Annotated in this window: 5 protein-coding genes; all 5 read right to left on the bottom strand. The window is 56.8% G+C overall.

What is annotated here, in order from left to right:
- Positions 1 to 452: 452 nt before the first annotated feature.
- Positions 453 to 2,285: a glutamine--fructose-6-phosphate transaminase (isomerizing) gene (gene glmS, locus BJ917_RS30950; RefSeq protein WP_096514134.1), complete on the bottom strand. Its 1,833-nt coding sequence runs from the start codon at positions 2,283 to 2,285 to the stop codon at positions 453 to 455.
- 1 nt (position 2,286) lies between these two features.
- On the bottom strand, positions 2,287 to 3,063 hold the full coding sequence (locus BJ917_RS30945; RefSeq protein ID WP_096515616.1) for a DeoR/GlpR family DNA-binding transcription regulator: 777 nt from the start codon (positions 3,061 to 3,063) through the stop codon (positions 2,287 to 2,289).
- A gap of 216 nt (positions 3,064 to 3,279) precedes the next feature.
- Positions 3,280 to 4,647, bottom strand: coding sequence for a bifunctional UDP-N-acetylglucosamine diphosphorylase/glucosamine-1-phosphate N-acetyltransferase GlmU (glmU, locus tag BJ917_RS30940; RefSeq protein ID WP_096514133.1), 1,368 nt, complete (start codon positions 4,645 to 4,647; stop codon positions 3,280 to 3,282).
- Between the two features lie 113 nt (positions 4,648 to 4,760).
- Positions 4,761 to 5,186 (bottom strand): F0F1 ATP synthase subunit epsilon, encoded by a 426-nt coding sequence (locus BJ917_RS30935; protein ID WP_007985046.1) that lies wholly within the window; start codon positions 5,184 to 5,186, stop codon positions 4,761 to 4,763.
- A gap of 45 nt (positions 5,187 to 5,231) precedes the next feature.
- Positions 5,232 to 6,608: a F0F1 ATP synthase subunit beta gene (atpD, locus tag BJ917_RS30930; protein WP_008018365.1), complete on the bottom strand. Its 1,377-nt coding sequence runs from the start codon at positions 6,606 to 6,608 to the stop codon at positions 5,232 to 5,234.
- Positions 6,609 to 6,622 lie beyond the last annotated feature (14 nt).

Raw genomic sequence — 6,622 nt, 5'->3', positions numbered from 1 at the left:
GAGTAACTTGTGATGCTGATAATCTGTTGACTAGCAGTCTGATACCACAAGCACCCACACGAATTGCTTGATTCAGTTGTTAAAGAGCGGTTGGTCAAGAGCTTTCGTCTCAACCGAGGTGGCGCAGTATATAGCAACACACCTTAAACAGCACCCTTAAAAGCAACTAATTTTCTAACAAAATCAGTTACTTAAGCCGGCGTCAGCATCAAGCTGCTCGTTAGCGGGAGGCAAATAGTACAGCATTAAAATACGTGGTCAACCCCCCGCCTAAAATTCTTTTCCTTATCTAGGCACGAGGTTGTCACAACGTCCGTACAAGGCATCGGGGTAGCAGAGAACTCAGATCACGTCGTAATTGAAGCACCTGCAAATTGCAACGGAATGAAGCCTCTCCTACCCTTCGACAGTTTCCAGTCGTTGAAACCACAACCCAATCTATTGTGGATAACTTATTCCACAGTCACCGATTTCGCCAGGTTGCGCGGCTGGTCGACGTCCGTGCCTTTGAGCACGGCCACGTAATACGACAGCAACTGCAGCGGGATGGTGTAGAGGATTGGCGACAGGGTGTTGTGGATGTGCGGCATCTGTACCACGTGCGTGCCTTCTCCATTGGTCATGCCAGCCTTCACGTCGGCGAAGACGATCAACTCGCCACCTCGGGCGCGGACTTCCTGCAGGTTGGACTTCAGCTTCTCCAGCAGCTCGTTGTTTGGCGCCACGGTCACCACGGGCATGTCGTTATCCACAAGCGCCAATGGACCATGTTTCAGTTCGCCGGCCGGGTAGGCTTCGGCATGGATGTACGAGATTTCCTTGAGCTTGAGCGCTCCTTCCATCGCCACCGGGAATTGCGCGCCGCGCCCTAGGAACAGCGTGTGGTTCTTCTCGGCGAACAGCTCGGCGATCTTTTCCACCGTGCTGTCCATCGCCAGCGCCTCGCCCAGGCGGGTCGGCAGACGACGCAGTTCTTCCACCAGCGTGGCTTCAACGCCTTTGGCCAACGTACCGCGAACCTGGCCCAGGGACAGGGTCAGCAATAGCAGGCCGACCAGCTGGGTGGTGAACGCTTTGGTCGAAGCTACCCCGATTTCGCGACCGGCCTGGGTCAGCAGCGTCAGATCAGATTCACGCACCAGCGAGCTAATACCGACGTTACAGATCGCCAGACTGGCCAGGAATCCCAATTCCTTGGCGTTACGCAGGGCGGCCAGGGTGTCGGCGGTTTCGCCGGACTGGGAGATGGTGACGAACAACGTGTCAGGCTGCACCACCACCTTGCGGTAGCGGAACTCGCTGGCAACTTCGACCTGGCACGGAATACCGGCCAGTTCTTCGAGCCAGTAACGGGCGACCATGCCGGCGTGATAGCTGGTGCCGCAAGCAACGATCTGCACGTTGCGCACTTTGGCAAACAGCTCGGCAGCCTGTGGACCGAAGGCTTGCACCAACACCTGGTTCTGGCTCAGGCGGCCTTCCAGGGTACGTTGCACCACGGACGGTTGTTCGTGGATTTCCTTGAGCATGAAATGGCGGTACTCGCCCTTCTCCGCCGCTTCGGCGCCATCGCGGTATTGCACGGATTCACGTTCGACAGCCTGACCATTGACGTCCCAGATATGCACACTGTCGCGACGAATTTCCGCTATATCGCCTTCCTCCAGGTACATGAAGCGGTCGGTGACCTGGCGCAAGGCCAATTGATCGGAGGCCAGGAAATTCTCGCCAAGGCCCAGACCAATGACCAGCGGACTACCACTGCGAGCCGCCACCAGACGGTCTGGTTGTTGGCCGCTGATCACCGCCAGGCCGTAGGCACCGTGCAGTTCCTTAACTGTAGCCTTGAGGGCTGCGGTTAGATCATGCAGATCCTTGAGCTTGTGATTCAGCAGGTGAGCGATGACTTCAGTATCAGTATCCGAAGTGAAGACGTAACCCAGCGCTTTGAGCTGCTCGCGCAGGGCATCGTGGTTTTCGATAATGCCGTTGTGCACCACCGCCAGATCACTGGAGAAATGCGGGTGTGCATTGCGTTCGCACGGGGCACCGTGAGTGGCCCAACGGGTGTGAGCGATACCCAGGCGCCCGATCAGCGAATCTTCTGCCAAGGCCAGCTCCAACTCGCTGACTTTGCCCGGACGACGCAAGCGTTCGAGTTTTTGGTCGTTGGTGTAGACCGCCACACCGGCGCTGTCATACCCGCGGTATTCGAGACGTTTGAGGCCTTCGACCAGGATGGCGGTGATATTACGTTCTGCGACTGCTCCGACAATTCCACACATGCTATTTCTCCTGATTGACTGCCGCGCATATCAAATTGATGCCGCGGGCCTGAATCTGATCCCGTGCCTCAAGTGGCAGGCGATCATCGGTAATTAGGGTATGGACGCTGCTCCAAGGCAGTTCCAGGTTGGGAATCTTGCGACCGATCTTGTCGGCCTCGACCATCACCACCACTTCACGGGCGACTTCGGCCATGACTCGGCTCAATCCGAGCAACTCATTAAAGGTAGTAGTACCGCGAACCAGGTCGATACCATCGGCGCCGATGAACAACTGGTCGAAATCGTAAGAACGCAATACCTGCTCGGCCACCTGCCCCTGAAAGGACTCGGAGTGAGGGTCCCAGGTGCCGCCGGTCATCAGCAACACCGGTTCGTGCTCGAGCTCGTTCAAGGCATTGGCAACGTTCAGGGAATTGGTCATCACCACCAGACCCGGTTGTTGACCGAGCTCGGGAATCATCGCCGCTGTGGTGCTGCCGCTGTCGATGATGATGCGCGCGTGCTCGCGAATCCGCGTCACCGCAGCGCGGGCGATGGCTTGCTTGTATTTGGAAACCGGCTGACCGAGATCCGCCACCAGTTCCTGAGGCATGGTGATCGCACCGCCATAACGACGTAGCAGCAGGCCGTTGCTTTCGAGTGCCGCCAGATCCTTGCGAATCGTAACTTCCGAGGTTTCGAAGTGCTTGGCCAGTTCGTCCACACTGACTTCGCCTTGCTCGTTGAGCAAGGCCAGGATGTTGTGGCGGCGTTGAGGTGTGTTGCGCTTCGACATGGTTTGGTAAGTTTCGATTCGAAAGATAACGTAAGCAATCAAAACCTATCAGTGAAACTTCGTCAAGCACCGGGCGATAAAAAGACCTGTGGATAAAAGCTTCGCGGGCAAGCCTCACTCCTACAGGCAATTTTGTTCTGTAGGAGCGAGGCTTGCCCGCGAATGCTTCGGATCAGCCTGTGAATAAATTCAGTCGATCATCGAAATGTGGATAACTCAGCCCTTCTTGACCTTCTCCGGCCGCTTCCAGCCATCGATGTTCTTCTGCCGGGCACGACCCACAGCCAACTGTGCCTTATCCACATTTTGAGTAATGGTCGAACCGGCCGCAGTGGTCGCACCGGCAGAGATATCCACAGGCGCCACCAATGAGTTGTTGGAACCGATGAACACATCTTCACCCAGCACGGTTTTCCACTTATTCACACCATCGTAATTGCAGGTGATGGTGCCGGCGCCGATGTTAGTACGCGCGCCAATTTCGGCGTCGCCCAGATAGCTCAGATGGCCGGCCTTGGCACCTTCGCCCATGTGCGCATTCTTCAGCTCGACAAAGTTACCCACATGCGCCCGCGCTTCCAGAACCGTGCCTGGACGCAAACGCGCGAACGGACCGGCATCGCTGCCTTCACCCAGAACTGCGCCTTCGATATGGCTGTTCGCCTTGATCACTACACCTTTACGCAGGGTGCTGTCCTTGATCACGCAGTTCGGGCCGATGACCACGTCGTCTTCGATGACAACCTTGCCTTCGAGGATCACGTTGATATCGATCAGCACATCACGGCCAACGATCACTTCACCACGTACGTCGAAACGAGCCGGGTCACGCAGGGTTACGCCCTGAGCCATCAAGCGGCGACCGGCGCGCAACTGATAATGGCGCTCAAGTTCGGAAAGCTGCCTGCGGTCATTGGCGCCCTGCACTTCCATGGCATCGAGGGGTTGTTCCGTGGCCACCACCAGACCGTCATTGACTGCCATTTCAATCACGTCGGTCAGGTAGTACTCACCCTGAACGTTGTTGTTCGACAGCCGACCGGTCCAATCAGCCAAGCGATCCGCAGGCACCGCCAGGATACCGGTATTGCCTTCTTTGATAGCACGTTGAACTTCGTTGGCGTCCTTGTGCTCGACGATGGCAGCGACCTTACCGTCAGCGCCGCGAACGATTCTGCCGTAACCGGTCGCATCGTCCAGCTCGACGGTCAGCAATCCCATCTGCCCTGGCGCTACCAGTTTGAGCAGACGTTGCAGGGTTTCGACTTCAATCAACGGCACATCACCGTAAAGAACCAGCACGGTATCAGCTTCGATAAAAGGAACCGCTTGGGCCACGGCGTGACCGGTACCCAGTTGTTTGTCCTGTAGGACGAAATTCAGATCGTCAGCGGCCAGACGTTCACGTACGGCATCGGCGCCGTGGCCAATCACCACGTGGATGCGCTGTGGATCAAGTTGTCGGGCGCTGTGGATAACATGGCCAAGCATCGAGTTGCCGGCAATCGGGTGCAAGACTTTCGGCAAGGCCGAACGCATGCGCGTGCCCTGACCAGCAGCGAGAATAACGATTTCAAGAGACATGACTGGCTACCAATCCTGGCTGGTCGGCGGATGCGACCAGGTTGTAAAAATCGGAAAAGAAAAAAGGGTAGCCGAGGCTACCCTTTTTAATCAATCACACAACAAGTGCTGCCTTAGTGGCCGAACTTCTTGCGGATCTGCTGGACGGTGCGCAGCTGAGCTGCGGCCTCGGCCAGACGTGCGGCAGCAGAACCGTAATCGAATTCCGCGCCTCGCTCATGCAAGGCTTTCTCGGCAGCCTTAACGGCTTCCAAAGCTGCGGCTTCGTCCAGGTCGGCAGCACGTTGCACGGTGTCGGCAAGAACCTTGACCATGTTCGGCTGAACCTCGAGGAAACCACCGGAGATGTAATACACCTCCTCTTCCCCGCCCTGCTTGACCAGGCGGATCGGACCTGGCTTCAGATTAGTGATCAGCGGCGCGTGACCCAGGGCGATACCAAGATCACCCAGTGCACCGTGCGCAATCACCATCTCGACCAGACCGGAAAAGATTTCTCCTTCCGCGCTGACGATATCGCAATGGACTGTCATAGCCATCTGATTGCCTCAACCTAAATGAGCGCCCGTTGCCGGGCGCCGGGATTACAGTTTCTTGGCTTTCTCGATCGCTTCTTCGATGCCGCCGACCATGTAGAACGCTTGTTCTGGCAGGTGGTCATAGTCACCGTTGAGGATGCCTTTGAAGCCAGCAATGGTGTCTTTCAGGGAAACGTATTTACCCGATGCACCGGTGAAGACTTCAGCCACGAAGAACGGCTGCGACAAGAAACGCTGGATCTTACGAGCACGGTTTACCAACTGCTTGTCGGCTTCCGACAGCTCGTCCATACCCAGGATCGCAATGATGTCCTTCAGTTCTTTGTAGCGTTGCAGCACGTACTGAACACCGCGAGCGGTTTCGTAGTGGTCGTTGCCGATCACGTTCGGGTCCAGCTGACGCGAAGTCGAGTCCAGTGGATCTACCGCTGGGTAGATACCCAGGGAAGCGATGTCACGGGACAGAACGACAGTGGCGTCCAAGTGAGCAAACGTGGTCGCTGGCGACGGGTCAGTCAAGTCGTCCGCTGGTACGTATACGGCCTGGATCGAAGTAATCGAACCTTGTTTGGTCGAAGTGATGCGCTCTTGCAGCACGCCCATCTCTTCAGCCAGGGTCGGTTGGTAACCTACTGCGGAAGGCATACGGCCCAGCAGTGCGGATACTTCGGTACCGGCCAGGGTGTAACGATAGATGTTGTCGACGAACAGCAGAACGTCGTTACCTTCGTCACGGAACTTCTCGGCCATGGTCAGGCCGGTCAGGGCTACGCGCAGACGGTTTCCCGGCGGCTCGTTCATCTGACCGTAAACCAGTGCCACTTTGTCCAGAACGTTGGAGTCCTTCATCTCGTGGTAGAAGTCGTTACCCTCACGAGTACGCTCACCCACACCGGCGAACACGGAATAACCGCTGTGCTCGATGGCGATGTTACGGATCAGTTCCATCATGTTTACGGTTTTGCCTACACCGGCACCACCGAACAGACCGACTTTACCACCCTTGGCAAACGGGCAAACCAGGTCGATAACCTTGATGCCGGTTTCCAGCAGGTCGTTGCCGCCTGCTTGTTCAGCGAAGGATGGCGCAGGACGGTGAATGCCCCAGCGTTCTTCGGTGTCGATCGGGCCAGCTTCGTCAATCGGGTTGCCCAGTACGTCCATGATCCGGCCCAGGGTCGCTTTACCGACCGGTACGGAGATGGCAGCGCCAGAGTCGACAACGTCCAGACCGCGCTTCAAGCCTTCGGTGGAACCCATCGCAATGGTACGAACTACGCCGTCGCCCAGCTGTTGCTGAACTTCCAGGGTAGTGTCCGCGCCTTGTACTTTCAGCGCGTTGTAGATGCTCGGTACGCTGTCGCGTGGAAATTCCACGTCGATAACGGCGCCGATGATTTGAACGATACGTCCGCTACTCATAGCTGGATCCTCTG

The organism is Pseudomonas sp. WPR_5_2 (assembly GCF_003634475.1).
In the GTDB taxonomy this organism is placed as follows: domain Bacteria; phylum Pseudomonadota; class Gammaproteobacteria; order Pseudomonadales; family Pseudomonadaceae; genus Aquipseudomonas; species Aquipseudomonas izuensis.
Note: the sequence above shows the minus strand (reverse complement) of the source record. Positions and strands in the feature narration are given on the sequence as shown.